The following is a 24,352-nucleotide window of genomic DNA, read 5'->3' as shown; positions in this document are numbered from 1 at the left end:
TGCAAGCTGATCCACCGCCATCGCAGGCAAGCCAGCTCCCACAGTTTGATCTCCATAGTTTTCAGGTACCGCGCAAGCGCTTGCGTTGCAGCGTCTGGCTGGGGGACTCGTCAAACAACTTGCGGTACTCCGCCGAGAACCGCCCCAAGTGCGTAAACCCCCACCCCAAGGCAATCTCGGAAATAGTCCGCGTCGCACCATGCTCAAGAATCTCCTGGCGCACCGCACTCAACCGGTACTTCTTCAAATAGACCATGGGCGACAAGGCAAAATACTTGCGAAACGCATCAAACAACTTGAACCGCGACACCCCAGCCGCAGCTTCCAGGTCTTCCAGGTGCACCGCTTCGCGGGCGTTGTCGTGGATAAACTGCCGCGCCCGGATCAGGTAGTGCGGCAGTTTCACCCCCAGCACATCGCGCAGTTCCTCTGAATAGTTGTTCGGCTGCGCGAGGATCAAGCCCTTGATCAGCGAGCTTTCCAGGTCGCGGGTAAACGCCGCCTGTTCATACAGCTCACTGCTGCATTCCAGCTCGGCAATAAAGTAGCGCGCCATTCGCCACCAGGACGCCGAGGCGCCCTCCACCGCATCCATCACCGACTCGAAGCGCAGCGGCGTATCAATCGGGCGTTGCAGCAACCCCTCCAGGGACTCACTCATCGCCGCCCGCGTGATCACCACCTGCAACTTGCGGCAGTCGCCGGAAATCGCCAGCACCTGGTGTTCGTTGGGCGAGATGATCACGCCTTGGTCGCGGTTGGAACTCAGGCGCTCGCCGTTCTTGCTCAACTCCTGCTCACCTTCCAGGGGCAGGCTCAGGCTGTAGCTGCTGAAGTGCTCGGCGTCTTCGATGTCGATGGTCACGTCGGTGCCGTATTCGATCACGCCCAAGGTGGTGGCACGGGACTTGAGCACATTGGCGCTGTGGTGGAAGCGCAAGCGCTCGGGTGTGGCGGTGGTCAGGCGATGGGGCCCGCAGATACCGGACATCCAGCTGCGGGCGCCCTCCAGGTCGAAACGTTGAATCGTTTGGCTGCTCATCAGGATGCACCCACGGCGGTTAGGCGTTTGCGCGCTCTGGCGGCGCGTCATTGTTAGTGTTCGACAGCAAGTTCCACGCCACGCCGGGGGCATTGCCACTGAGTGGATAGCACCGACGGACTATGTGGATAAACCTGGGACTTTTCCGGCAATTGCCTGCGAAGACAGTAGCGCATTGCGTCACCGCCCTGCACCGCCGTGGGTATTTGCTGCCCAATTATCCGGCGCACCTTCCCCGATTAAGCGGATAGCCCGCGCCCTGCCCCGCTGCCTCTAATAAACCACCGATTAGCCCCTATCAAAAAAGGTGCCTCCCATGAGTGGTGCAAGAAGCGTCGAGCAGTGGAAAACGTTTATCGAAGGTTGCCTGGATTTTCGCCCGGCCGAAGAGGTGTTCCGCATCGCCCGCGACATGTTCACCGAGCCGCAGCTGTTCGACCTGGAGATGGAACTGATCTTCGAGAAAAACTGGATCTACGCCTGCCACGAAAGCGAACTGGCCCATAACCACGACTTCGTGACGATGCGCGCCGGACGCCAGCCGATGATCATCACCCGCGACGGCGAGGGCCAGCTGAATGCGCTGATCAACGCCTGCCAGCATCGCGGCACCACGTTGACGCGGGTTGGCAAGGGCAACCAGTCGACCTTTACCTGCCCGTTCCACGCCTGGTGCTACAAGAGCGATGGCCGGCTGGTGAAGGTCAAGGCGCCGGGGGAATACCCGGAAGGTTTCGACAAGGCGACGCGCGGCCTGAAAAAAGCCCGTATCGACAGCTACAAGGGTTTTGTATTCATCAGCCTGGATGTGAATGGCACCGACCGCCTGGAAGACTTCCTCGGCGACGCCAAGGTGTTCTTCGACATGATGGTCGCCCAGTCCGCCAGCGGTGAGCTGGAAGTGCTGCCGGGCAAGTCCGCCTACACCTACGACGGCAACTGGAAGCTGCAAAACGAAAACGGCCTGGACGGTTATCACGTCAGCACCGTGCACTACAACTACGTGGCCACGGTGCAGCATCGCCAGCAGGTGAATACGGAAAACGGCACCGGCTCCGGCAGCACGCTGGACTACAGCAAACTCGGCGCCGGCGATGCGAATACCGATGACGGCTGGTTCGCCTTCAACAATGGCCACAGCGTGCTGTTCAGCGACATGCCCAACCCGAGCGTGCGCTCCGGCTACGCGACGATCATGCCGCGCCTCGTCGCGGAACACGGCCAGCAGAAAGCCGAGTGGATGATGCACCGCCTGCGCAACCTGAACATCTACCCGAGCCTGTTCTTTCTCGACCAGATCAGCTCGCAACTGCGCATCATCCGCCCGGTGGCGTGGAACAAGACCGAGATCATCAGCCAATGCCTGGGGGTCAAGGGCGAGTCCGATGCCGACCGCGAAAACCGCATCCGCCAGTTTGAAGATTTCTTCAACGTCTCCGGCATGGGCACGCCGGACGACCTCGTGGAGTTCCGCGAAGCCCAGCGCGGGTTCCAGGGCCGGCTGGAACGCTGGAGCGATATCTCCCGCGGCAGCCACCGCTGGGAGACCGGGCCCACGCCCAACAGCGAAGCCATTGGCATCCAACCGGCGATGACCGGCACCGAATTCACCCACGAAGGCCTGTACGTGAACCAGCACCGCAACTGGCAGCAATTCCTCTTGAACGGCCTCGACAAACAAGCGCTGACACTGCGGGAGGTGGAATGATGAATGCCCAATTGCAGTACCAGATCGAGCAGTTCTTCTACCGCAAGTCCGAGCTGTGCGACGCCCAGGACTGGGACGCCTACGTGCAACTGTTCGACCCCCACAGTGAATTCCACCTGCCGCAGTGGGACTCGGAACACGTCTACACCCGCGACCCCAAGCGTGAGATGTCGCTGATCTACTACGCCAACCGCTCGGGCCTGGAAGACCGCGTGTTCCGCCTGCGCACCGGCAAGGCCGCGTCGGCGACACCGATGCCGCGCACGCTGCACCTGATCAACAACGTGCGCATTGCCGAGCAGGCCGACGGCACGCTGCAAGTGAAGTTGAACTGGCACACGCTGTTTTATCGCCTGGCCACCTCGGAGCAGTTCTACGGCCATGCCACTTATAGCCTCAAGCCCCATGGCGGCAGTTGGTTGATCACGCGCAAGCATGCGTTGTTGCTCAACGACACGATCAACTCGGTGCTGGATTTCTATCACCTCTAGGCACCGGGAGTGTTGTTGATGAATCACAAAGTGGCGTTCAGTTTTGCCGACGGCAAGACCCTGTTCTTTCCCGTGGGCAGCCATGAAATCCTGCTGGATGCGGCATTGCGCAATGGCATCAAGATCCCCCTGGATTGCCGCGAAGGCGTGTGCGGCACCTGCCAGGGCCGCTGCGAATCCGGCGATTACAGCCAGGACTATGTGGACGAAGAAGCCTTGTCCAGCCTCGACCTGCAACAGCGCAAGATGCTCAGTTGCCAGACGCGGGTGCAGTCCGACGCGACCTTCTACTTCGACTTCGATTCGAGCCTGTGCAACGCGCCGGGGCCGGTGCAGGTACGCGGGACGGTGAGCGCGGTGGAGCAGGTCTCGGCCAGCACGGCGATCCTGCACGTGCAGCTGGACCAGGCGCTGGATTTCCTGCCCGGCCAATATGCGCGTATTGCGGTGCCGGGCACGGACAGTTGGCGCTCGTACTCGTTTGCCAACCGGCCGGGCACCCAGCTGCAATTTCTAGTGCGCCTGCTGCCCGACGGGGTGATGAGCAACTATTTGCGCGAGCGTTGCCAAGTGGGCGATGAACTGGTGATGGAAGCGCCGCTGGGGGCCTTTTACCTGCGCCACGTGACCAAGCCGCTGGTGCTGGTGGCCGGCGGCACCGGGTTGTCGGCCTTGCTCGGCATGCTGGATGAGCTGGCCGCCAACGGTTGCGAGCAGCCGGTGCACCTCTACTACGGCGTGCGCGGTGCCGAGGACTTGTGCGAAGGGCCGCGCATCCAGGCCTATGCCGGGAAAATCCCGGGGTTTCGCTACACCGAGGTCCTCAGCGCGCCCGCGCCGCAATGGCTCGGCAAACGCGGCTACCTCACCGAGCATTTCGACCTGGCCGAATTGCGGGACAGTTCGGCCGATATGTACCTGTGCGGCCCCCCGCCAATGGTCGAACCCATCCAACAATGGCTGGCGGATCAGGCACTTGTTGGCGTTCAGTTGTATTACGAAAAGTTTACGCAGAGTAATATCTGACCCCTCAGCACTTCTGAGGGGCTGATGCGGCGTGCACTCAACCCTGAGAAAAACAAGTAGAAGGGAATGTTAATGGCGGATGACATGGTTAACCCGGTAGGCCTCAAGCGAGGCCTGAAGAACCGGCACATTCAGCTGATCGCCTTGGGAGGGGCGATTGGCACGGGGTTGTTCCTCGGCTCGGCCGGGGTACTCAAGTCGGCGGGCCCGTCGATGATCCTCGGCTACGCAATCGCGGGATTCATCGCGTTCCTGATCATGCGCCAGCTCGGCGAGATGATCGTCGAAGAGCCGGTGGCCGGCTCCTTCAGCCACTTCGCCCACAAGTACTGGGGCGGTTACGCAGGCTTCCTCGCGGGCTGGAACTACTGGGTGCTCTACGTCCTGGTGGGCATGGCCGAACTGACGGCGGTGGGCAAGTACATCCAGTTCTGGTGGCCGGAGATTCCGACCTGGGTCAGTGCACTGGTGTTCTTTGTCGCGGTGAACCTGATCAACACCCTGAACGTGAAGTTCTTTGGTGAAGCCGAGTTCTGGTTCGCGATCATCAAGGTGGTGGCGATTGTCGGCATGATCGTGCTCGGCTGCTACCTGCTGTTCAGCGGCACCGGCGGCCCGCAGGCGTCCATCAGCAACCTGTGGAGCCACGGCGGGTTCTTCCCGAACGGCGGCATGGGGCTGCTGATGTCGATGGCGTTCATCATGTTCTCGTTTGGTGGCCTGGAACTGGTGGGCATCACTGCCGCCGAGGCCAGCGAGCCACGCAAGGTGATCCCGAAAGCGATCAACCAGGTGGTGTACCGGATCCTGATTTTCTACGTCGGCGCCCTCACCGTGCTGCTGTCGCTGTACCCATGGGACCAACTGCTGCAAACCCTCGGCGCGTCGGGCGATGCCTACAGCGGCAGCCCGTTTGTGCAGATCTTCTCGCTGATCGGCAATGACACCGCAGCGCACATCCTCAACTTCGTGGTGCTGACCGCGGCGTTGTCGGTGTACAACAGCGGCGTGTACTGCAACAGCCGCATGCTGTTCGGCCTGGCCGAGCAAGGCGATGCGCCGAAAGCGCTGATGAAGCTGAACAAACAAGGCGTACCGCTGCGCGCCCTGGCGATTTCGGCCCTGGTGACGATGCTGTGCGTGGTGGTCAACTACGTGGCACCCCACAGTGCGCTGGAGTTGTTGTTTGCGCTGGTGGTTGCCTCGCTGATGATCAACTGGGCACTGATCAGCCTCACCCACATCAAGTTCCGCAAGGCCATGGGCGAGCAAGGCGTGACGCCGTCGTTCAAGACCTTCTGGTTCCCGTTCAGCAACTACCTGTGCCTGGCGTTCATGGTGGTGATCATCAGCGTGATGCTGGCGATTCCGGGGATTCGCAATTCGGTGTTTGCGATGCCGGTGTGGGTGGGGATTATCTTCATTGCCTATCGGTTGCGGGTGCGCAACACGAAAGTAGCAGTGACCCAGTAACCCCTGTGGGAGCGGGCTTGCCCGCGATAGCGGTGTGTCAGTCACCCGATGTGCTGGCTGATGTACCGCTATCGCAGGCAAGCCAGCTCCCACAGTGTTGATCGCATTCCAAAATGAAGAAGCCCCGGTAATCCGGGGCTTTTTTGTTTAGAGGGTTGAGCGTACTCGCCACAACTCGGGGAACAGAACCGTGTCGAGCATCTTGCGCAAATACCCCACACCTTCAGTACCGCCGGTCCCCGGTTGGAAACCGATAATCCGCTCCACCGTGGTCACATGGCGGAAACGCCACTGGCGGAACGAATCCTCCAGGTCGATAAACTTCTCGGCCAACTGATACAAATCCCAATACCGGCTCGGATCGCGATACACCTCGCGCCATGCCGCTTCCACCGATTCATCGTGCACCGTCGCGGCCGTCGGGTCGCGCTCGGCGCGTTTTGGATCAATCGCCAGGCCGGCCTTGAGCATCAGATTGATCGCCTCGTCATACAGCGACGGCGTGGCAATCGCCACTTTCAACTCGTTCAGCAGTTCTGGCCGATGCGCGTGGGGCCGAAGCAGCGCCGCGCTTTTATTGCCGAGGATAAATTCGATCTCCCGGTACTGGAACGACTGGAACCCCGACGACTGCCCGAGGAACGGGCGGATCGCCTTGTATTCCGACGGGGTCATCGTCGCCAGCACCGCCCAGGCATGCACCAGTTGATCAAAGATGCGCGACACCCGCGCGAGCATCTTGAACGCCGGCGGCAATTCCCCCAGGCGCACGTGTTCGCGGGCGGCCTTGAGTTCGTGGAGCATCAGTTTCATCCACAGCTCAGAGGTCTGGTGCTGGATGATGAAGAGCATTTCGTTGTGGTCCGGCGACAGCGGGTGCTGGGCGCTGAGGACTTTTCCCAGGTCCAGGTAGTCGCCGTAGCTCATGGACTCGGAGAAATTCAGTTCGGCGTTGTGCCATTCTTCGGGCGGTTGGTAATCGGCAGAGAAGGGACATTGGCTCATCGCGTGGGCTCCTTGAGCGGGCGGAGAATGGCGCGGACCGGGCTCGCGTCGAGGTTGGCAAAGCGCAGCGGCAGGGCGATCAGTTCATAGTCGCCCTCCGGCACGTCGTCGAGCACGATGCCTTCGAGAATCGCCATGCCATGACGCGCCACGGCGTTGTGGGAATCCATGGTCTTCGACTGTTGCGGGTCCAGGGAGGGTGTGTCGATGCCGATCAAACGCACACCCAGGCTGGCCAGCAACTCGATGGTTTGCGGGGCGATGGCGGTGAAGTTCACATCCCATTCGGTGAGCGGCGCTTGTGGATAAGTGCGCAGCAGCACACGCTCGGGCACGTTATCCACACGGCCTTCGAGCTGATGCGGCTGCACCAGCGCGCCGCTGTCCAGGCAATGCAACACGCGGCACGGGCCCATGTACACGTCCAGCGACACCTCGCCGATCGGCGCACCGTCCGCGCTGTAATGCAGCGGCGCATCCACATGGGCGCCAGTATGCGGCGACAGGGTAATGCGCCCGACATTCACCGGGCACTCCGGGCCAAACTGCCACACGCGCTCTTCCTGGAACGGCGTGTCACCCGGCCAGGTCGGGGTCGCCGTACTCAAGGGCGGGCTGATATCCCACCACGTTTTTATTGGGTTCATTTCAAGGCTCTCGGCGGTTACTGGAGTGAATGATACGAGGGCCTGCTGCGAATTTTCTTGCGAATTCTGGCGTGGAGTGGGAAATCTTTCGCACTTACTGCGAGGAAATGGCTGACTTACGCACAAACCTATCGCTCGGGCACACCCCAATCCCCTGTGGGAGCCGGGCTTGCCCTCAATAGCGGTGTATCAGGCAATAAAGATGCAAGATGGGCCGCCGCCATCGCGGGCAAGCCCGGCTCCCACAGAGATCTGTGGTGTTGGTGGGATCATCATCCGGCAGCGCTTCTGGACATCCCGATGTCGAGTTCAGACCACTGGCCCTGCGCCCAAGGCCTTAGGGTGGACCTTTCCATTCCCTGCCTCGGAGACATCATGTCCAAGCCCATCACCGTACTGCGTGACACCCACCCCTTGCCGGTCCTGGATGCCTGCAAATGGGAAAAGCTCGAAGGCGACCCGCACACCGTCAACCTCAACGCCTACACCAGCGAAGACGGCAGCAAGATCATGGGCACCTGGATCTGCACACCGGGCAAGTGGTACGTGGACTACGTGAAGTGGGAATACTGCCACTTCCAGGAAGGCTACTGCATCATCACCCCAGAAGGGATGGAGCCGATTCACCTGCGGGCTGGGGATATCTTTGTGGTGGAGCCGGGGATGAAGGGGACGTGGGAAGTAGTTGAGACGGTGCGTAAGTATTTTGTGTTTGCTTGATTGAATCGTCAGTCGAGTTCACAAACAAAAAAACCGCCGTGAATGGCGGTTTTCTTTCATAAGGCTCAGCGACTCTTGCCAGCCAAGGGGCCTGCTGGCTCCATGTCTTTGCCATGTTCAATCGCAATGCTGAAAAATCTCTTTTGATTGGCTGACATCAATCCACCGAGCTTTTTTGCCTCGGCAGAAAAATCTGCGACCAATTGCGCATTTGTTTTCCGGGTAGTCGTTTTCATCAAACCAAGCCTCTGCAAGCCTTGTATGTGTGCCCAATACTAGGAGCGCTCGACTGAAATCACAAGGCGCTGCTTATCGTCATATTCGAAGCCAAGCCGCGCATAAGTAGCCATGGCATCTGGCAGCGGTTCCTGAATCTCGATACACGAGCAACCAATGACACGCGCATATGCGTCGATGGCAGCCAGGGCAAGCGCGGCAATCAGGCCCTTCAAAGGATGTTGGCTATCCGGGCTCCCTTCCAGAAGCACAATTTTAATGGTGACTTTGCTGTCGCGAGGTGTGGCGTAACAAAGGCCACATAGCTGCTCATCATGCCAGATGGACAAATCAAATCCTTTGACATCCAGGGCCTTCCAGTCAGGTACATCCTCCCAGGGAAACTGAGCATCTCCTCCCCAACGGTTGAAGGCCTCAATGGCACAAGCATCAATGACATCAAGGCGGACTTTTGAAGCATCGAGTGATTGATCTCCCAACTCAGTCCATTGGTCAGCGAATGCGGCCAGCGCCGATTTTTTCGACTGCGATTGGAAGATCAAATACTTGAGGGCGTTCGAGTATCGGCGTGCCATAACGATCAGATTCTTGGAAACGGCGGAAACGATACCAAGATCGAGCGTTGCCTTGAGTTCAGTATGAATTCAAGGTTTTTCAGGTTTGCGATAGCTGTTGATAATCGCCGAGAAGTCCTTGCCCCCTTCCCCACGCTGGCTCATCGCTTGATACAACTGCTGCGCCACCGCGCCCAGAATCACAGGTTGCTTAGCCTGGCGTGCCGCTTCAGTCGCCAGCCCCAGATCCTTGAGCATCAGGTCAGCACCAAACCCACCGGTATAACCACGGGACGACGGTGCAGTTTCAATCACGCCCGGCCATGGGTTGTAGGTATCAGAACTCCAGCAACGCCCGGTGGAGCTGTTGATGATCCCCGCCAGCACCTGGGTGTCGATGCCCAGTGCATCGCCCAAAGCCATGGCTTCGCTGACGCCGACCATGCTGATGCCCAGCAGCAGGTTGTTGCAGATCTTGGCGATCTGGCCGGTGCCGACGTCGCCGCAGTGCACGATGTTGCGGCCCATCTGCGCCAGCACCGGTTGCAGGGTGGCGAACAGTTCCGGGTTGGCGCCGACCATGAAGGTCAGCGTCCCTGCTGCGGCGCCGCCAGTGCCGCCGGAGACCGGTGCGTCGGCGACTGCAACGCTATGCTTGGCCGCCGCAGCGGCGACATCGCGGATGGTCTGCGGATCGATGGTGCTGCAATCCACAGCCGGCACACCTTGGCCGATGCCGGCCAATACGCCGTCTTCACCGAGCCAGACGCTGCGCACATGGGCCGCCGCCGGCAGCATGGTGATCACCAGTTCCGCGCCGCTTGCGGCATCACGCGGTGAAGCGCTGATGCTGCCGCCCAGTTCGGCCAGTTCCTTGAGGACCGTCTGGTTCAGGTCGAACAGGCTCAGCGCGTGCCCGGCCTTGATCAGGTTGCGGGCCATGGGCGCGCCCATGTTGCCCAGGCCGATAAATGCAATCTTCATGGTCGTCTCCCGGAATCAGCGCAGGTTGATGGTGGTGTTGACGCCATCGTTGACCGTGTCGTCGTCGAACCAGCGGCTGGTGACGGTCTTGGTCTGGGTGTAGAACTGCACCACTTGCTTGCCGTACGGGCCGAGGTCGCCGAGCTTGGAACCACGGGAACCGGTGAAGCTGAAGAACGGCACCGGCACCGGGATCGGGATGTTGATGCCGACCTGGCCTACATCGATTTCACTCTGGAACTTACGCGCCGCCGCACCGCTTTGGGTGAAAAGGCCAGTGCCGTTGCCGAACGGGTTGGCGTTGACCAGCGCGATGGCTTCATCGAGTGTGGCGACTTCGAGCACCACCAGCACCGGGCCGAAGATTTCCTGGGTGTAGATCTGCATATCGGTAGTCACGCCCGAGAACAGGGTCGGGCCGACGAAGTTGCCGTGCTCGTAGCCCGGCACCTTGATATCGCGGCCGTCCAGCTCCAGCTTGGCGCCTTCTTTCACACCGCTTTCGATCAAGTCCAGGATGCGTGCCTTGGCGCGCTTGGAGATCACCGGGCCGACATCCGTGCCCGCTTCGCTGCCGGCATTGACCTTGAGTTTCTGCGCCAGCGCCTTGAGATCCGGCAACCATTGCTTGGCCGCGCCCACCAGCACCACCACCGAGGTGGCCATGCAGCGCTGGCCCGCCGCGCCGAAACCGGCACCGACCAGGGCGTTGAGGGTGTGTTCGCGATTGGCATCGGGCAGCACCACAGCGTGGTTTTTCGCGCCCATCATCGACTGCACACGCTTGCCGTGTTTGCCGGCCAGGTCATAGACGTGGGTGCCGACGGCGGTCGAGCCGACAAAGGACACGGCCTTGATGTCTTTATGGGTGCACAGCGCATCCACCACATCCTTGCCGCCGTGGACCACGTTGAGGACGCCAGGCGGCACACCCGCTTCGAGCGCCAGCTCCACCAGCAGCACGGTGGACAGCGGGTCCTGCTCGGACGGTTTGAGCACGAAGGTGTTACCGCAGGCAATCGCCATCGGGAACATCCACAGCGGAATCATCGCCGGGAAGTTGAACGGGGTGATCCCGGCACACACGCCGATGGGTTGGCGCAGGGTGTAGGTATCTACGCCACCGGCGACGTTCTCGGCGAATTCGCCCATCTGCAAGGTGCCGATGGAGCACGCGTGTTCGACCACTTCCAGGCCACGGAAAATATCGCCCTCGGCATCGGCAATGGTCTTGCCCTGCTCGGCGCTGAGGACGACGGCGATGCGCTTGGAATGTTCGCGGATCAGCGCTTGCAGCTTGAGCATGATGCGCATGCGCGCGCCGATCGGCGTCAGCTTCCAGGTCTGGAAGGCGCGTTGGGCGGCATCGATGGCGGCATTGACTTCATCGGCCGTGGCGAACGGGACTTTGGCCAGCACCTCTTGGGTGGCCGGGTTGACGATGTCGTGCCATTCGGTGGTCTTGGACTCGACCCACTCACCGTTGATCAGCAACTTGACCTGTTGTACGGAAATATCGGCAGATGCGTTCATGGGGTCTCCAATTCTTATTGATATGCAGAGAACCAAGGCGTTGAACCGCCTTGAAGAATGAGGCGTTCGGACTGTTTTTGGAGTATAGATGTGCAAACTTCTAATAAGAACGCACATAAAAGCCGGTCCAATATGCAAAAAAACATCACGTCACTGGGCTCCCTGAACTGGGATGACCTGAAGTTTTTCCTCGAAGTGGCCCGCACCCGCAAGGCCAGCGTCGCCGCCAAGCGCCTGGCGGTGGACTACACCACGGTGTCGCGGCGCATCAGTTCGCTGGAGGTCTCCCTCGGCACGCTGTTGTTCGAAAAATCCCGCACCAGCGGTTTCGTCCTCACCCCCGAGGGCCAGCGTTTGCTGGGTTACGCGGAGTCCATCGAAAGCACCTTGCATATGGCCTGCGAGCAAGTCTCCGGCTCCGGTGTGGCGCTGTCCGGCCATGTGCGCATGGGCTGCACCGAAGGCTTCGGCAGTTTCTTCGTCACCCCGCAGTTGAGCCATTTTGTCGACACCTACCCGGCGATCTCGGTGGACATCCTGCCCCTGCCCCACTTCATCAGCCTGTCCAAGCGCGAAGCCGACATCGTCATCGCCCTGGAACGCCCGGAACACGGGCCCTACGTGTGCTGCAAACTGTGCGACTACAAACTGCAGCTGTACGCGACCCAGGACTACCTCGACCAACACCCGCCGATCCGCAAGCCCGCGGATTTGGCCGAGCATCCGTTTATCAGTTATGTGGATGATCTGGCCTTCAGCTCGGAGCTGCTGTACCTGGCGAATGTGGTGCCCGGCGCCAGCGCCAGTTTGCGCAGCACCAGCGTGATTGCGCAGTACGTGGCGGCGCAGCAAGGCCGGTCGATGGCGATATTGCCGTGCTTTTTGGCGGCGCAGGACCCACGGCTGTTGCCGGTGCTGGGAGAGGAGATAACGATTACGCGGCAGTTCTGGATGTATTGCCGCGAAGACCTGCGCAAGCTCAAGCGCATCACCTTGCTGTGGGATTACATCCGCGAGGTGACGGAGCAGAACCAGGGGTTGTTGATGGGGGCGACGCGGGAGATGAGATTTACCGAAGCCCGCGAATAAGTGTGGGAGCTGGCTTGCCTGCGATAGCGGTGTGTCAGCAATGAATATGCTGACTGACACACTGTCATCGCAGGCAAGCCAGCTCCCACAGGGGTGTGCATTTCAAGTTGGAACAGGCGGGGTTACTCAGTCCGCGATCACTACAATCGACACCCGCCGATTCTCCGTGCGCCCCGCCACCGTGGTGTTCGACGCCACCGGTTCGCTGCTGCCCAGGCCACGCAGCTGGATGTTTTCTTCCTTCATGCCCACGCCCGTCAGCACCTTGGCCACGCTCTTGGCACGGCGCAGGGACAGTTGCTGGTTGTAGGCTTCTTTGCCCGAGGCATCGGTGTGGCCGTCCACGCGCACGCGTTCGATGCCGACACCCAGCAGGGCCTTGCCGATGCGCTCGACGATATCGGTGCTGGGTTTGTTGAGCGCTTCGACATCGCTGCCAAACAGCACTTTGCCGGACAAGCCAAACGCCCAGCCTTCGTCGGTGAGTTCAAAACCCTGTTGCTTGAGCACGGCGACTTGCGCCGGGGTCAGGCCTTTGGGTGGGGCCGTCTGACAGCCGCCGAGGGCGAGCAGTGCCACCAGCAGGGTGATAAACATGAAACGTGCGGTCGAGAACAAGGGGTCAACTCCTGTGTTGAACATTGACGACGGGGCTCTCCGACTCCGCCGTTTGCTGGCCGCCCAGCGACAGGCGCTTGGCCTGATACATCGCGGCGTCGGCGGCATTGAGCAAGGTGCCAGGGGTGGCACCATGATCGGGGTAGATGGCGATGCCGATACTGAGTGAGGTCAACACCTGGGTGTTGCCCGGCACCGGAATTGGCAAGTCCATGCTGGCGATGATTTTGTCGGCGATGCGCTGGGCATCTTCCAGCTTGTGCAGGGGCGCCAGCAGGATGGCGAACTCATCGCCACCGAGGCGCGCCACCAGGTCGTCTTCACGCAACTGCGCACGCACGCGCTCGGCCACGGCGACCAGGACGGCATCGCCGGCAGCGTGGCCGAAGTTGTCGTTGATGTCCTTGAAGCGGTCGCTGTCGAGGAACAACACGGCGACCCGCTCGTTGAGTTTGGCGGCGCTGCGCAGGGCACGGATCAAGCGGCCTTCGAAAAAGGCCCGGTTGGGCAGGCCGGTGAGGCTGTCGTGGTTGGCCTGGTGCGCGAGGGTTTCGTTTTCGCTTTGCAGGTGGCTTTGCCAGGCTTCCATCTCGCCGAGCAAGGCATTGAAGTCGCTGCCCAGGCTGTCGAGTTCGGCGATTCGCGCCGGTGGCACGCGCCGGTCGAAATCACGCTCGCTGCGGGCGGCGTGGGCCACGGCGGCGAGGCTTTGCAGCGGGCCGGTGATGCCGCGCAGCAGGCGCTGCGCCAGGTGCAGGGCGACCCAGGCGCTGAGGGCGGTACAAATCAGGATGCCGGCCAGGCCGCTGAGCAAAAAGCGCAGCAGGCTGGCGCCGTGACCGGTCAGGTGGATGCTGCCCACGGTGCGCCCTTGATGGAGGATCGGCTGGCTGATGGGCTGTTCGAGCAGGGTATGCGCCAGTTCCAGTTCAACCCGCGAGAGCATGCCGGTGTCCGGGCGTACCCACTGCGCCAGCAGCTTGCCGTTGGCGTCGAAGACTTCGGCCCGGGCCACTTCTTCGGTGGAGGCGATCAGGCTCAGGGCTTCGGTGGCGGCGGCGCTGTCGTTGAACACCACCGCCGCTTCCACGGTGTAGTTGATCGAGCGCGCGATCAGGTGCAGGTTGTGCTCGGCGTAGACCCGCAGCGCCAGCACGCCGAGCAGGGTCAGGGACACGCTGGCCAGGCTCACCGCCACCAGCGCCAGGATCATGTGCCCACGCCCGATCACCGAGCGCAGGGTCGGGCGCACGTTCAGCGCGCTCATGGCTCAGGCGCTCGGCGGCGCGACAGTTGCAGCACGCTCGGATGAATGCGCACGCCGCTGCGCGCCACGGAGTCGAGATTGACCTCGAACGACACTTGCTCATCCCCCACGCGCAGGCAGAACAGGCTGCCCACCGTGCATTGGTCGCCGCCTTCACTGATGCTGAGCACCGGGTGACCGATCAGCGAGGCAAACAGTTTGCTGCGCTCATCGCCGCTGAGCTTGCCGATATACACGGCGTTGCAGGCATTGACGATATCCGGGTGGTCCGCCAGCAACCGCTGCACCAGCACCGGCCGACCGGTGGCCTGGGTGGTGCCTTTGATCAGGTCGTCGGTGTACTGGGTCGGCCCGACGATGCACAGGCGCAATTGCGCCGGTTCCACCGGCCAACGGGCATAACTGAGGATGCCGAGGACCACCTGGGTCACCGCCTGGGCACGGTGATCTGCCGGGCTCGGCGCCTGGGCAAAAACGCGGGGCGCGAGCAGGCCAAGAACCGCCACCAGTAACATGCGTCTCCAGCTCAAACTACGCTCTGTGGACGAGCCAGCCACCTTCATGCAGCGATTCTCTCAGGTCTTTTCAAGATGATGCCGCAACGATAGCACAGCGGCGGAAACCCCCGCGATATGGCGCCAAAAATGACCTATCAGTCAGATTTTTCCGCGTCATGTTCCAACTCCAGCATCAGCCCGCTCAAGCGCTTGACCTTGCGCCCCACGGCCTCTTCAAACACCCCGCCACGGGGCTCGATCAGGCTGAACCATTGCTTGGCCCGGGTGATGCCGGTGTAGATCAGTTCTTTGGTCAGCACCGGGTTCAGCGCGTCCGGCAGGATCAACGCGGTGTGGGTGAATTCCGAGCCCTGGGATTTGTGCACGGTCATGGCGTACACGGTTTCCACATCATTCAGACGGCTGGGCAGTACAAAGCGCACGCCGCCCTGGCCATCGTTACGGGGGAAGGCCACCCGCAGCACCTGCGGCCCGCCGTCGCTTTCCGGCAGTTTGAGGGCGATGCCGATATCGCCGTTCATCAAGCCCAGGCCGTAGTCGTTGCGGGTCATCAGCACCGGGCGGCCTTCGTACCATTGTTCGTCGCCGTCGATCAGCCGCACTTTGCGCAAGGCCGCGGTGATGCGCAGGTTCAGCCCTTCCACGCCCCACGGGCCTTTGCGCACCGCGCAGAGCAGTTGGAAGGCGTCGAAGGCTTGCAGCAGTTGCTGCGCCCAGTGGGTCCAGGCGGCGTCTTCGCGCGGGGTGTCGAAGGCCGGACGTGTGCTGCGCAGCAGGTCGAGGTAGTAGCGATAACCCTGGGCACCGTCGCTGCCCTGCCCGTCCAGTACCAGGCGCTCCAGGGCGTGGTCGTGCTCGCCTTTGAGCCGGACGCAGGCCAGGTCTCTGTGGCTGCCGGCATTCAACAGTTGCCGGGCTTGCTCGGCGTTTTGCTGGTTGACCAGGCGCGCCAGTTGGCCGATGCCGCTGCCTTCACCAAAACGCCGCGAGTAGCGCAGCATCACCACTTGCTGGGCCAGCGGGTGGCTGCCATCGAGGTCTTCTTGCAAGCCGCTGGCGCCGAGGTCTTCACCGCTGACTGCTTGCAGCCATTGCCGGGTCTCGGCGTTGTACCAGCCGGCTTCGGCGTCGCGGCACAGGTCGCCGAGTACGGCGCCGGCCTCGACCGAGGCGAGCTGGTCCTTGTCGCCCAGCAGCACCAGGCGCGCGTGCGGCGGCAAGGCATCCAGCAGGTTGGCCATCATTTCCAGGTCGATCATCGAGGCTTCGTCCACCACCAGCACATCCAGGGGCAAGGGGTTGCCCACGTGATGACGGAAGTGGCGGGTGCCCGGACGGCTGCCCAGCAGGCGGTGAACCGTGGTGACCTGGGTCGGGATTTTTTCGCGCACGGTGTCGGGCACCGTCAGCGACTGCACTTGCTGGCTGATGGACTCGGTGAGGCGCGCGGCGGCTTTGCCGGTGGGTGCGGCCAGGCGGATGCGCAGCGGACTGCCGGCTTCCACCGCCGGAGCCTGCAACAATGCCAACAGGCGCACCACGGTGGTGGTCTTGCCGGTGCCGGGGCCGCCGGTGACGATGCTGAACGCCCCCCGAGTCGCGAGGGCGCAGGCGAGTTTTTGCCAGTCGATCACGCCATCGGGCGGCGGCTGGTCGAACAGGCCGTTGAGGCGCTGGGGCAAGTCGGCGGCGACGCTTTCCTCGGTGGCGAGGCGGCGGCGCAAGGCGCTGTCGATGCGCCGCTCGTAGGTCCAGTAGCGGCGCAGGTACAGGCGTGTGCCGGACAACACCAGCGGACGGCTGTGGGCCGACTCGCTGTCATCGCCGCCCAGCGCAACCAGGCGACTGGCGGCCAGGGCCGCGCACCAGCGGGCGCCGTCGAGGCCGTTGAGCAGTTGCGACGGCAGCAACATCGCGCCGGTTTGCAGGTCGCCTTCGGGCGGCAAGGACAGGGCGAAGTCCGGCGCCTTGAGGGTTTCGACCAGGTCCAGGCACACGTGACCGTGGCCCAGTTGGTGACTGGTCAACGCAGCGGCCAGCAGCACCACGGGGTCGGCCTGGGGGTCGAGTTCGTGGAGGAAGCCGACGAAAGCCTTGTCCAGGGCGCGCAGCCAGCCGCGGTCAACCCAGCGCTCCAGCAGTTGCACGAGGTCGGCGGCATGGCTGAGGGGTTCCAACGCCTCAAGCGGCGGGGGCGACAGGCTCATAACAGGACTCCTTGTTCCCAGGCGGGCTCAACCTTGGGCGGGATGGGCTTGCCCTGGAACAACAGGTCCAGGCTTTCGATCAGTTCACGCGGCGGGCGTGTGAAGTAGGCGCCCCGGCTGGCGGATTGCACGCCGCGCAGGAACACGTACAGCGCGCCGCCGACGTGGCGGTCGTAGTCATAATCCGGCAGGCGCGCCTTCAGTTGGCGGTGCAGGGCCAGTAGGTAAAGAACGTATTGCAGGTCGTACCGATGATCGAGGATCGACTGTTCCATGGCTTCCAGTGTGTAAGCCGAATCGTCGGGGCCGAGCCAGTTGGATTTGTAATCCGCCACGTAATAGCGACCGTCGTGTTCAAAGGTCAGGTCGATAAAGCCCTTGAACATGCCGTTGAGCAACACCGGTTCGGCGGCAACCCGCGACACGCCGTTGTGGGTGTGCTGGCACACCAGTTTATCGAGGGCGAGCACGTCGACCTTGTGGCTGGCGAACCAGAACTCCATCTCGATCTGGTACTGCTGCAAGCTGCTGAGGGTGACCTGGCCGTTATCCACCGGCAGCGGCGTTTGCAGCAACTGGCCGAGCCAACCGCTGAGGGTGGTGATCCAGCCTTCCCAGTTACGGCGGTTGCAGCGCGCGCCGACAGCTTTTTCGATGGCTTCAGCCGTGACGTTGAAGCCGTCTTCGCCGGCCCACTCCAACAGGCCATGGAGGAAGGTCCCCGGATTCGGGCCGCGTGGGAAACGGTGAATATCACCGCCGGACGCCGCCACTTCGCGCGGTGCGTCGGGATCGAGACGCTCGTCATCGAACAGCTTTTGCGCTTGTGGGCTTTCCGGCGCTTCCGGCGTGGCCACGCTCATGCTGTCGCCAATGCGCAAGGCGCTGTAGGAGGCGATCCACCAGTTCTCCGCAGCCTTGCGCTTGGGCAGCAGCGGCGCGAGCAGCGTGGCTTCGTTACGCGGCGGGTGGAAGAGGATGTCTTGCGCCTCGGGCACTTGCCCGTAGTGCATGGCGGGGCAGCCTTCCTGCAAGTCCAGTAGCCAGCGCGCCAGGGCGGCGGACTCGCCCAACGAAGCGCCGGCGCCGAGCAGGTAGCCCAGTGCAGACAAGTGCAGCACGGAACTGCTGCTATTGCCGCGCTTGAGGTCGGCAATGCCCAGCCAGCAGGCGTGCTTGGCGCGGGTCAGGGCGACGTAGAACAGGCGCAGGTCTTCGGCCAGGCGCTCGTCGTCGGCCTGGGCGATCAGCTCGGCGGTCGGGCGCAGGCTGACTTGGGGTTTGCCGTTTTCATCGTGGTAGTGCAGCGGCAAGCGGCTGCCATCCACCGGTTTGGCCGAGCAGATGAAGGGCAGGAAGACCAGGTCGTATTCCAGGCCCTTGGACTTGTGGATCGTTACGACCTTGACCAGTTGCTCATCACTTTCCAGGCGCAGGATCTGTTCTTCACCGGCCTGCCCTGACAGTGCCAGGTGTTCGGCCAGGTGACGGATCAGCGCTTGCTCGCCGTCCAGCTCCGAGGCGGCCTGTTGCAGCAACTCGCTGAGGTGCAGCAGGTTGGTCAACACACGCTCGCCATCGCTGCGGGCGATCAGGGTTTGCGGCAGTTTGAAGTCATGGAGCAGGCGGCGCAGCATCGGCAGCACGCCTTGGTTGCGCCAGATCGCGCGGTAGCCACGGAACTGCATCACGCGGGTTTCCCACGCCAGTTCGTCCTGGTTCAGACGCTCCAGTTCCGGCAGTGACAGGTTCAGGGTCACGCAGGCCAAGGCGGCGCGCAGTGGGCGTTCGACGTCCGGCTCGGCGCAGGCCTTGAGCCAGGCCAGCAGGTCGTGGGCTTCCTGGGCGGCGAACACCGAATCCTTGTCCGACAGGTACACGCTGCGCACGCCACGGGCGGCCAGCTCAGCGCGCACGGCTTGGGCTTCCTTGCCATCACGTACGAGGATGGCAATGTCTGACGGCAGCACGCCGATGAAACTGTCATCCGCTTGCAGGAAACCCGCAGTGCCCTGCTGCCCGCCGTTGAGCAAATCAACAATCTGCGTGGCACAGGCGGCGGCCAGTTGTTGGCGGTACACCACATTGGAAATCGGCTGGTCGGTGGGCAGGCGCCACAGGTTCATCGCCGGCAGCGTTTGGCCATCGACTTGCAATTGCTCTTTGCGGCCCTGGGACAATACCGGCTGGAACGGCACTGGGTTGTCACCGTCCGGCTTGCGGAACAGGAACGCGCCACGCCCGGTTTCGGCACGTTGGAACACATGGTTGACCGCCTCGACCATCGCATGGCTGGAGCGGAAGTTGGTGCCCAGGGTGTGATGGCGCCCGGTGGTGGCCGCGCGTGCGCGCAGGTAGGTGTAGATGTCGGCGCCACGGAAGGCGTAGATCGCCTGCTTGGGGTCACCGATCAGGAACAGGCCGCTGTCGGGGTGGTTTTCTTCGATGCGGTAGATGCGGTCGAAGATGCTGTATTGCACCGGGTCGGTGTCTTGAAATTCGTCGATCAGCGCGACGGGGAACTGCTCACGGATCACACTCGCCAGGCGCTCGCCGCCGTCTGCCTGGAGTGCGGTGTTGAGGCGGGTGAGCATGTCGTCGAAGCCCATTTCGGCGCGGCGACGCTTTTCTTCTTCGAAGCGTTTGCCGACCCAGCCGGCGGCGTGTTGCAGCACGGCGGCGTCGGGAGTGGGCAGTGCGTCTAGCGCGGCCTTGAGGCCGGCCATGGCATCGATACCGGGGTGATGCGGCGGGTCGCCCTTCCAGGCTTCGGCCATGCCATCGGGGGTCAGGCGGGTGAAGCCGGTGCCGATGTCGAGTTGTTCAAGGGTTTCGTCAGCGGCCCAGGCGCTGATCTTTTCGAACCAGGGCTCGAAGTAACGCGCCTGCATCTTACGGCCGTCGACGGTTTTGGCGGCGACTGCCTGTAGGCAGATGTCACGTAGCTCGATGGCCCATTGCTGCCAGGGCGCCTTGAGTTCCCTCAGCGCTTCGCGGCGCTCTTGCAGGCAGGCGTTGATCAGTTCGGCAGGGTCGCGGGTTTCACCGGTGGGGCGTTCGCTGCCGAACAGGGCGCGCACCCGTGGCATCAACGCGGCGGGGCCACCCCAGTTGTTGCGCACCCAGGTGAGCGCGTCGTCGTGCATCGGGTAGCAGAACAGTCGCCAGTAATCGCGCAGGACTTCGCCGAGCAGGTCGCTGTGGTCGGTTTCCAGGGTCTGGGTGAACAGGCTGCCGCTATCGAAGGCGTGTTCGCGCAGCATGCGCTGGCACCAACTGTGGATGGTCGAGACGGCCGCCTCGTCCATCCACTGTGCGGCGATGTCCAGGCGGTTGGCGCAGGCGGGCCATTGCTCTGGCGGGTATTGGTCGCGCAGTTCGGTGATCAGCGGGTCGAGCTTGTCGATTTCACTGCGGAAGAAACGCGCCGCTTCGGCCAGCCGGATGCGAATGCGCTCGCGCAGTTCCTTGGTCGCGGCGTCGGTAAACGTCACCACGAGGATTTGTGGCGGTAGCAGTTCGCGGCCAAAACCGGATTCATCGCCACCGTTACCCAGTACCAGGCGCAAGTAGAGCGCCGAGATGGTGAAGGTTTTGCCCGTGCCGGCGCTGGCTTCAATCAGCTGGCTGCCTTTTAGCGGGAAGGCCAGGGCCAAGGGTTTGCTGCTCATGCGCGGGCCTCCTCGCTGGTGAGTGAGCGCCACGGGGCGTTGATCAGCGGGCGATACAGGGTTTCGCACCAGCCGTCGAACTCTTCGCTGGCGACGAGCGTGGCGTAGTCGGGGAATTGGCGGGTGAGCGCGGGAGTTTCGCGGCGCTCGCCGTCGGTGTTTACGCCGTCGCCTTCGTAGGCTTTGCTGGCGGCGGCGTTGGCCTTGTCGGGATCGATCTGGCTCAACCAAGCGAACGCGGTTTTGACTGCCACGGGGAGTGGCTTTTTCATACCTGAGTGCCAAGCCAGCAGCAGATTACCGAGGATTTCCTGAGCGGTGCCTGTTTCCAGAGGCGGCAGTAGCAAGGTGTCATCGCTGGCCACCAAGCCGGTGCTCAACGAAAGCCCGCAGGCACACGCGACCACATGATTGACCCAAGGCCGGATCAGGCGATGCCATTTACGTGTCTTGATCGAACCGATGCTGTTGGGGATGGTGGTCACGCTAAGCAAACCGCCATCACTGCGCCGGTGCAGGCCGCTGATCCAGCCTTCCAGCTGAATACCTTGATGCTCAAAACTGATCGGTTCGGCACCGGTGTGTGGCGTCGGCCAAAGGGCCAGCAACTGTTGGTAGCGTTGCAGCAGGTCCGGCAAGGGTTCGATCAATTCGTTGCGCAGGCATTCGCCGAAACCGACCATCGGCAGCAGGCCGCTGCCTTGCAGGCGCAAGGCCTGGGCGTTGAGGGCCTGGTCGAGATGTTCGGGTTGGGCCAGCGCCGCGTTCAACAGGCTGTCGCTGAGGCTGTAGCGTTGCAGCGCGTCGAGGACGAAGGGTTCTTCATCGGCCAGGGGCACTTCGGCCGCTTCAAAGAACACTTTCAGGCGCTGGCTGAAGAAGTGTTTGACCGGGTTGCGTAGGAAATCTTGCAGCTGGCCAAGGCTCAGGGGCTCTTCTTGTTGGCGCTCTGGCAGCTCGTCTGCTGTGGGTTCGGCATCGGATGCTTCGTGCAGCAACTGCCATTCGCGGGCGTAACTGAACAGCGGGTCGCCTTCGTGGAAGTAGCGGGCACTGAAGGGTTGCAGTGGATGCTCTTGGGTCATCGCTTCGAGGAGCGGCTCCTCGCTTTGGGCGTGGTGCCAGCCGCTGGCGAGATGATCGCGTAATTGGCCGATCAGGACCGAGGCCGGGCGCTCGCTGTTGTCGCGGATGCTGCGGCCAACCCAGCTGATATAGAGCTGATCGCGGGCTGAGAGCAAGGCTTCGAGCAGCAGGTAGCGGTCGTCTTCACGGCGTGAACGGTCGCCGGGGCGGTAGTCGCTGCCCATCAGGTCGAAGTCCAGCGGTGGCTGGGCGCGTGGGTAGTCGCCGTCGTTCATGCCGAGCAGGCAGACGAGCTTGAACGGGATCGCGCGCATGGGCATCAGGGTGCAAAAATTGACAGCTCCGGCGAGGAAGCGCTGGGACAGGCGGCCTTGGTCCAGGCCGGCGAGCCAGGCTTCACGGACGACGGTGAGCGGTAACTCGTCTTGCAGGCCGACGGACTCGCAGGTTTCCAGCCAGGTTTCGCGCAGTTGTTCGAGTTGGCCGAGCAGGTAGTCGTCGTGTTCACTGCTGGGCAGGAAGAACAGTTGCATCAGGCGTTGCAGGCGCTCGCCCCACGCTTGCGGAGCGGCCGGCTGGGACAGGGTCTGGTGGGCGTCATGCAGTGCATCGAGCAACGCAACCAACGGGCCGATCAGCGCAGCGTCGAGGCCGCCGATTTCGTCATAGGGTTCGATGCCGTCGCAGGCTGCGCCGGTGCCTACGGCGTAACCGAGCAACATCCTGCGCAGGCCGAATCGCCAGCTGTTTTGTTCCAGCTCTTGTGGCAGTCCAAGCCCCGCGCGTTGTTCCGCGTTAAGTCCCCAGCGAATACCGGCGCCTTCGATCCAGCGGTGCAACGTGGGTAGGTCGCGCTCTTTTATGGCGAACCGTTCGCGCAGGGCGGGGACGTCGAGCAGGTCGAGGATTTCACTGACCGGGAAGCGGCTGTCGGGGAGCTTAAGCAAGTGTTCGACGGCGATCAGCAAGGGGTCGCGGCCGCGTTGGCCTTGGTCGGTGAGGGTGAAGGGGATGAAGCGCGGGTCGTTGCGCTCAAGCTGGCCGAACACGGCGCGGATGTGCGGTGCGTAGCTGTCGACGTCGGGGACCATGACGATGATGTCGCGGGGGCGCAGCGTGGGGTCGCCGCTGAAGCGCTGGAGCAGTTGGTCGTGGAGAATCTCTACTTCGCGTTGGGCGCTGTGGGCGATGTGGAAGCGGATGGAGGTATCGCGCTCCAGGTCGACAGCAGGCCAGAGCTCGCGGGTTTCATTGAGCGGACGCAGTTCGAGGATGTCGTCCTGGAGCTGGTTGAGCAGCGTGGTGGGTTCGCTGTCGCTGAACAGGTCGATGCGACCATCGCGGAACGCGGCGCGGTAGCTGTTGGGATCGTCGTAGCTGTCCAGCAGGCTGATGTAGTCACGGCCTTGTTTGCCCCAGGCGGCCAGCAGCGGGTGGGCGTGCTGGTGCAGGGTTTGTGGGTCGATGGTGACCGGCATGCCGGTCTTGCGCGCCTGGCGTTTGTATTCGTTACGCAGCAGGTCTTTGTCGGCGACGATGTCGGACCAGTGGTGACGGCAAGGGTTGTGTACGCAGAGCAGGACTTGGCTGAAACGTGCCAGGCCGGCAAGGGCTTCCAGCGCTTGGGCGGGCAACGATGAAATGCCGAAGACGATCACTCGGGAAGGTAGACCTGGAGGCGCTTTTTCCAGGGTATTGATCCGTTCGATGAAGCGCTGATGCACGCCGGCGCGGCTTTCGGCCATGCCTGCTTCACCCACATCCAGCAACAGCGCGCGCCATAACTCGGCTTGCCAGCAGTTGGCCGGGTCCAGGGGTTTTGACTCGCCTCGACCGTTACGCAATTGGTGGCTGCCTGCGGCCCAGTCTTCCAGCCAATCGGCGCGATAGACCTGGTATTGGTCGAACAGGTCAGCGAGGCGTTCGGCGAGTTGGTAGCGCTTGCGCAGGTCGGTGTCGTGGGTGAGGAAGCGTTGCAGCGGCTCGAAGTGAGGTTGATCGATGAGCTCCGGGAGCAGGCGCATCAGGCGCCAGGTCAGCGGGGCTTTGTCGAGCAGGGACTTGAGCGGGATTTCGTCACGGCCAAGGACCATGCGGTAGAGCTGCCACATGAAGCTGCCGGGAAGTTGCACATCGATTGCGGCGGCGATGCCACAGCCGCCCATGTCGTCATCTTCCGGGTCTTCGGCCAGGGCTAGTTTGAGCCATTGGGCGATGCCGTTGCTTTGTACCAAGGCGATTTCATTTTCCAGGGGGGCCAGGGGATAGCGGCGCATCCAACTGACGACCAGGCTGCGCAGTTCGTCCAGGCGGTTGCCATGAACCACCATGAATCCAGCGCTGAGGGACGTCGCATCCGGCATAACGGCTTCCTTGGGAAAACAAAATCGAGGCATGGACTTTAGCATCGAAGGTCACCGTAATGGCCCTTCGCGTACTTTTCCCGCGCCCAAAACAAAACCCCATCTGCTTTCGC

19 protein-coding genes are annotated in these 24,352 nt (G+C 62.4%); 6 read left to right on the top strand and 13 right to left on the bottom strand.

The annotated features are described in order from the left end of the window. Positions 1-61 precede the first annotated feature (61 nt). Positions 62-1,042, bottom strand: coding sequence for a helix-turn-helix domain-containing protein (locus B348_RS0123160; RefSeq protein WP_026137002.1), 981 nt, complete (start codon positions 1,040-1,042; stop codon positions 62-64). Between the two features lie 316 nt (positions 1,043-1,358). Here B348_RS0123160 and antA point away from each other — a divergent pair, with 316 nt between their 5' ends. From antA to B348_RS0123140, 4 genes are all read left to right on the top strand, one after another. Continuing rightward, positions 1,359-2,750, top strand: a complete 1,392-nt coding sequence (gene antA / locus B348_RS0123155; RefSeq protein ID WP_017738412.1) for an anthranilate 1,2-dioxygenase large subunit — start codon at positions 1,359-1,361, stop codon at positions 2,748-2,750. Then, positions 2,750-3,241 (top strand): anthranilate 1,2-dioxygenase small subunit, encoded by a 492-nt coding sequence (gene antB / locus B348_RS0123150; protein WP_017738411.1) that lies wholly within the window; start codon positions 2,750-2,752, stop codon positions 3,239-3,241. The genes antA and antB overlap by 1 nt, the downstream gene beginning before the upstream one ends. 18 nt (positions 3,242-3,259) lie before the next feature. Further along, complete coding sequence (gene antC, locus B348_RS0123145) at positions 3,260-4,267, top strand: anthranilate 1,2-dioxygenase electron transfer component AntC (RefSeq protein WP_017738410.1); 1,008 nt, start codon at positions 3,260-3,262, stop codon at positions 4,265-4,267. Positions 4,268-4,339: 72 nt separating this feature from the next. Continuing rightward, positions 4,340-5,740, top strand: coding sequence for an amino acid permease (locus tag B348_RS0123140; protein ID WP_017738409.1), 1,401 nt, complete (start codon positions 4,340-4,342; stop codon positions 5,738-5,740). 147 nt (positions 5,741-5,887) lie between these two features. Here the strand turns inward: B348_RS0123140 and kynA are convergent, their stop codons facing one another. Together kynA and kynB are read right to left on the bottom strand one after the other, a co-directional pair. Next, entirely contained in the window at positions 5,888-6,745 is an 858-nt protein-coding gene (gene kynA / locus B348_RS0123135) for a tryptophan 2,3-dioxygenase (RefSeq protein ID WP_017738408.1), read from the bottom strand. Further along, a complete protein-coding gene (gene kynB / locus B348_RS0123130; protein ID WP_026137001.1) occupies positions 6,742-7,392 on the bottom strand; it encodes an arylformamidase in 651 nt (216 codons plus the stop codon). Before kynB ends, kynA begins: the two co-directional genes overlap by 4 nt. A gap of 375 nt (positions 7,393-7,767) precedes the next feature. Between kynB and B348_RS0123125 the strand changes: the two genes are divergently transcribed. Beyond that, on the top strand, positions 7,768-8,112 hold the full coding sequence (locus B348_RS0123125) for a cupin domain-containing protein (RefSeq protein WP_015885872.1): 345 nt from the start codon (positions 7,768-7,770) through the stop codon (positions 8,110-8,112). Between the two features lie 65 nt (positions 8,113-8,177). On the opposite strand, the gene B348_RS1000000131805 is transcribed toward B348_RS0123125, so the two are convergent. From B348_RS1000000131805 to B348_RS0123110, 4 genes are all read right to left on the bottom strand, one after another. Next, positions 8,178-8,348, bottom strand: a complete 171-nt coding sequence (locus tag B348_RS1000000131805) for a hypothetical protein (RefSeq protein ID WP_177325351.1) — start codon at positions 8,346-8,348, stop codon at positions 8,178-8,180. Positions 8,349-8,387: 39 nt separating this feature from the next. Then, the gene (locus B348_RS0123120) at positions 8,388-8,924 is read right to left on the bottom strand and encodes a hypothetical protein (protein WP_017738406.1); all 537 of its coding nucleotides are present in this window, start codon (positions 8,922-8,924) and stop codon (positions 8,388-8,390) included. Between the two features lie 69 nt (positions 8,925-8,993). Then, positions 8,994-9,887: a 3-hydroxyisobutyrate dehydrogenase gene (mmsB, locus tag B348_RS0123115; RefSeq protein WP_017738405.1), complete on the bottom strand. Its 894-nt coding sequence runs from the start codon at positions 9,885-9,887 to the stop codon at positions 8,994-8,996. A gap of 15 nt (positions 9,888-9,902) precedes the next feature. Continuing rightward, positions 9,903-11,420, bottom strand: coding sequence for a CoA-acylating methylmalonate-semialdehyde dehydrogenase (locus B348_RS0123110; protein WP_017738404.1), 1,518 nt, complete (start codon positions 11,418-11,420; stop codon positions 9,903-9,905). Positions 11,421-11,552: 132 nt separating this feature from the next. Between B348_RS0123110 and B348_RS0123105 the strand changes: the two genes are divergently transcribed. Continuing rightward, on the top strand, positions 11,553-12,509 hold the full coding sequence (locus B348_RS0123105; protein WP_017738403.1) for a LysR family transcriptional regulator: 957 nt from the start codon (positions 11,553-11,555) through the stop codon (positions 12,507-12,509). 126 nt (positions 12,510-12,635) lie between these two features. Here the strand turns inward: B348_RS0123105 and B348_RS0123100 are convergent, their stop codons facing one another. The 6 genes from B348_RS0123100 to recC form a co-directional block, all read right to left on the bottom strand. Further along, positions 12,636-13,127 (bottom strand): OmpA family protein, encoded by a 492-nt coding sequence (locus B348_RS0123100; protein WP_017738402.1) that lies wholly within the window; start codon positions 13,125-13,127, stop codon positions 12,636-12,638. Between the two features lie 4 nt (positions 13,128-13,131). Then, complete coding sequence (locus B348_RS0123095; protein ID WP_017738401.1) at positions 13,132-14,394, bottom strand: diguanylate cyclase domain-containing protein; 1,263 nt, start codon at positions 14,392-14,394, stop codon at positions 13,132-13,134. Further along, positions 14,391-14,957, bottom strand: a complete 567-nt coding sequence (locus B348_RS0123090) for a YfiR family protein (protein WP_026137000.1) — start codon at positions 14,955-14,957, stop codon at positions 14,391-14,393. The genes B348_RS0123095 and B348_RS0123090 overlap by 4 nt, the downstream gene beginning before the upstream one ends. A gap of 89 nt (positions 14,958-15,046) precedes the next feature. Beyond that, the gene (gene recD, locus B348_RS0123085; RefSeq protein ID WP_017738399.1) at positions 15,047-17,119 is read right to left on the bottom strand and encodes an exodeoxyribonuclease V subunit alpha; all 2,073 of its coding nucleotides are present in this window, start codon (positions 17,117-17,119) and stop codon (positions 15,047-15,049) included. After that, positions 17,116-20,790 (bottom strand): exodeoxyribonuclease V subunit beta, encoded by a 3,675-nt coding sequence (gene recB / locus B348_RS0123080; RefSeq protein ID WP_017738398.1) that lies wholly within the window; start codon positions 20,788-20,790, stop codon positions 17,116-17,118. The genes recD and recB overlap by 4 nt, the downstream gene beginning before the upstream one ends. After that, on the bottom strand, positions 20,787-24,239 hold the full coding sequence (recC, locus tag B348_RS0123075; RefSeq protein ID WP_017738397.1) for an exodeoxyribonuclease V subunit gamma: 3,453 nt from the start codon (positions 24,237-24,239) through the stop codon (positions 20,787-20,789). The genes recB and recC overlap by 4 nt, the downstream gene beginning before the upstream one ends. Between the last annotated feature and the right edge of the window lie 113 nt (positions 24,240-24,352).

The organism is Pseudomonas sp. CBZ-4 (assembly GCF_000346755.1).
Lineage (GTDB): Bacteria > Pseudomonadota > Gammaproteobacteria > Pseudomonadales > Pseudomonadaceae > Aquipseudomonas.
This window is presented reverse-complemented; position numbering and strand designations above follow the sequence as displayed.

Bases quoted from the DNA above. Each gene is read 5' to 3' on its own strand.
- B348_RS0123160 (WP_026137002.1), bottom strand. From the start codon at position 1,042: ATGAGCAGCCAAACGATTCAACGTTTCGACCTGGAGGGCGCCCGCAGC.
- antA (WP_017738412.1), top strand. From the start codon at position 1,359: ATGAGTGGTGCAAGAAGCGTCGAGCAGTGGAAAACGTTTATCGAAGGT.
- antB (WP_017738411.1), top strand. From the start codon at position 2,750: ATGAATGCCCAATTGCAGTACCAGATCGAGCAGTTCTTCTACCGCAAG.
- antC (WP_017738410.1), top strand. From the start codon at position 3,260: ATGAATCACAAAGTGGCGTTCAGTTTTGCCGACGGCAAGACCCTGTTC.
- B348_RS0123140 (WP_017738409.1), top strand. From the start codon at position 4,340: ATGGCGGATGACATGGTTAACCCGGTAGGCCTCAAGCGAGGCCTGAAG.
- kynA (WP_017738408.1), bottom strand. From the start codon at position 6,745: ATGAGCCAATGTCCCTTCTCTGCCGATTACCAACCGCCCGAAGAATGG.
- kynB (WP_026137001.1), bottom strand. From the start codon at position 7,392: ATGAACCCAATAAAAACGTGGTGGGATATCAGCCCGCCCTTGAGTACG.
- B348_RS0123125 (WP_015885872.1), top strand. From the start codon at position 7,768: ATGTCCAAGCCCATCACCGTACTGCGTGACACCCACCCCTTGCCGGTC.
- B348_RS1000000131805 (WP_177325351.1), bottom strand. From the start codon at position 8,348: ATGAAAACGACTACCCGGAAAACAAATGCGCAATTGGTCGCAGATTTT.
- B348_RS0123120 (WP_017738406.1), bottom strand. From the start codon at position 8,924: ATGGCACGCCGATACTCGAACGCCCTCAAGTATTTGATCTTCCAATCG.
- mmsB (WP_017738405.1), bottom strand. From the start codon at position 9,887: ATGAAGATTGCATTTATCGGCCTGGGCAACATGGGCGCGCCCATGGCC.
- B348_RS0123110 (WP_017738404.1), bottom strand. From the start codon at position 11,420: ATGAACGCATCTGCCGATATTTCCGTACAACAGGTCAAGTTGCTGATC.
- B348_RS0123105 (WP_017738403.1), top strand. From the start codon at position 11,553: ATGCAAAAAAACATCACGTCACTGGGCTCCCTGAACTGGGATGACCTG.
- B348_RS0123095 (WP_017738401.1), bottom strand. From the start codon at position 14,394: ATGAGCGCGCTGAACGTGCGCCCGACCCTGCGCTCGGTGATCGGGCGT.
- B348_RS0123090 (WP_026137000.1), bottom strand. From the start codon at position 14,957: ATGAAGGTGGCTGGCTCGTCCACAGAGCGTAGTTTGAGCTGGAGACGC.
- recD (WP_017738399.1), bottom strand. From the start codon at position 17,119: ATGAGCCTGTCGCCCCCGCCGCTTGAGGCGTTGGAACCCCTCAGCCAT.
- recB (WP_017738398.1), bottom strand. From the start codon at position 20,790: ATGAGCAGCAAACCCTTGGCCCTGGCCTTCCCGCTAAAAGGCAGCCAG.
- recC (WP_017738397.1), bottom strand. From the start codon at position 24,239: ATGCCGGATGCGACGTCCCTCAGCGCTGGATTCATGGTGGTTCATGGC.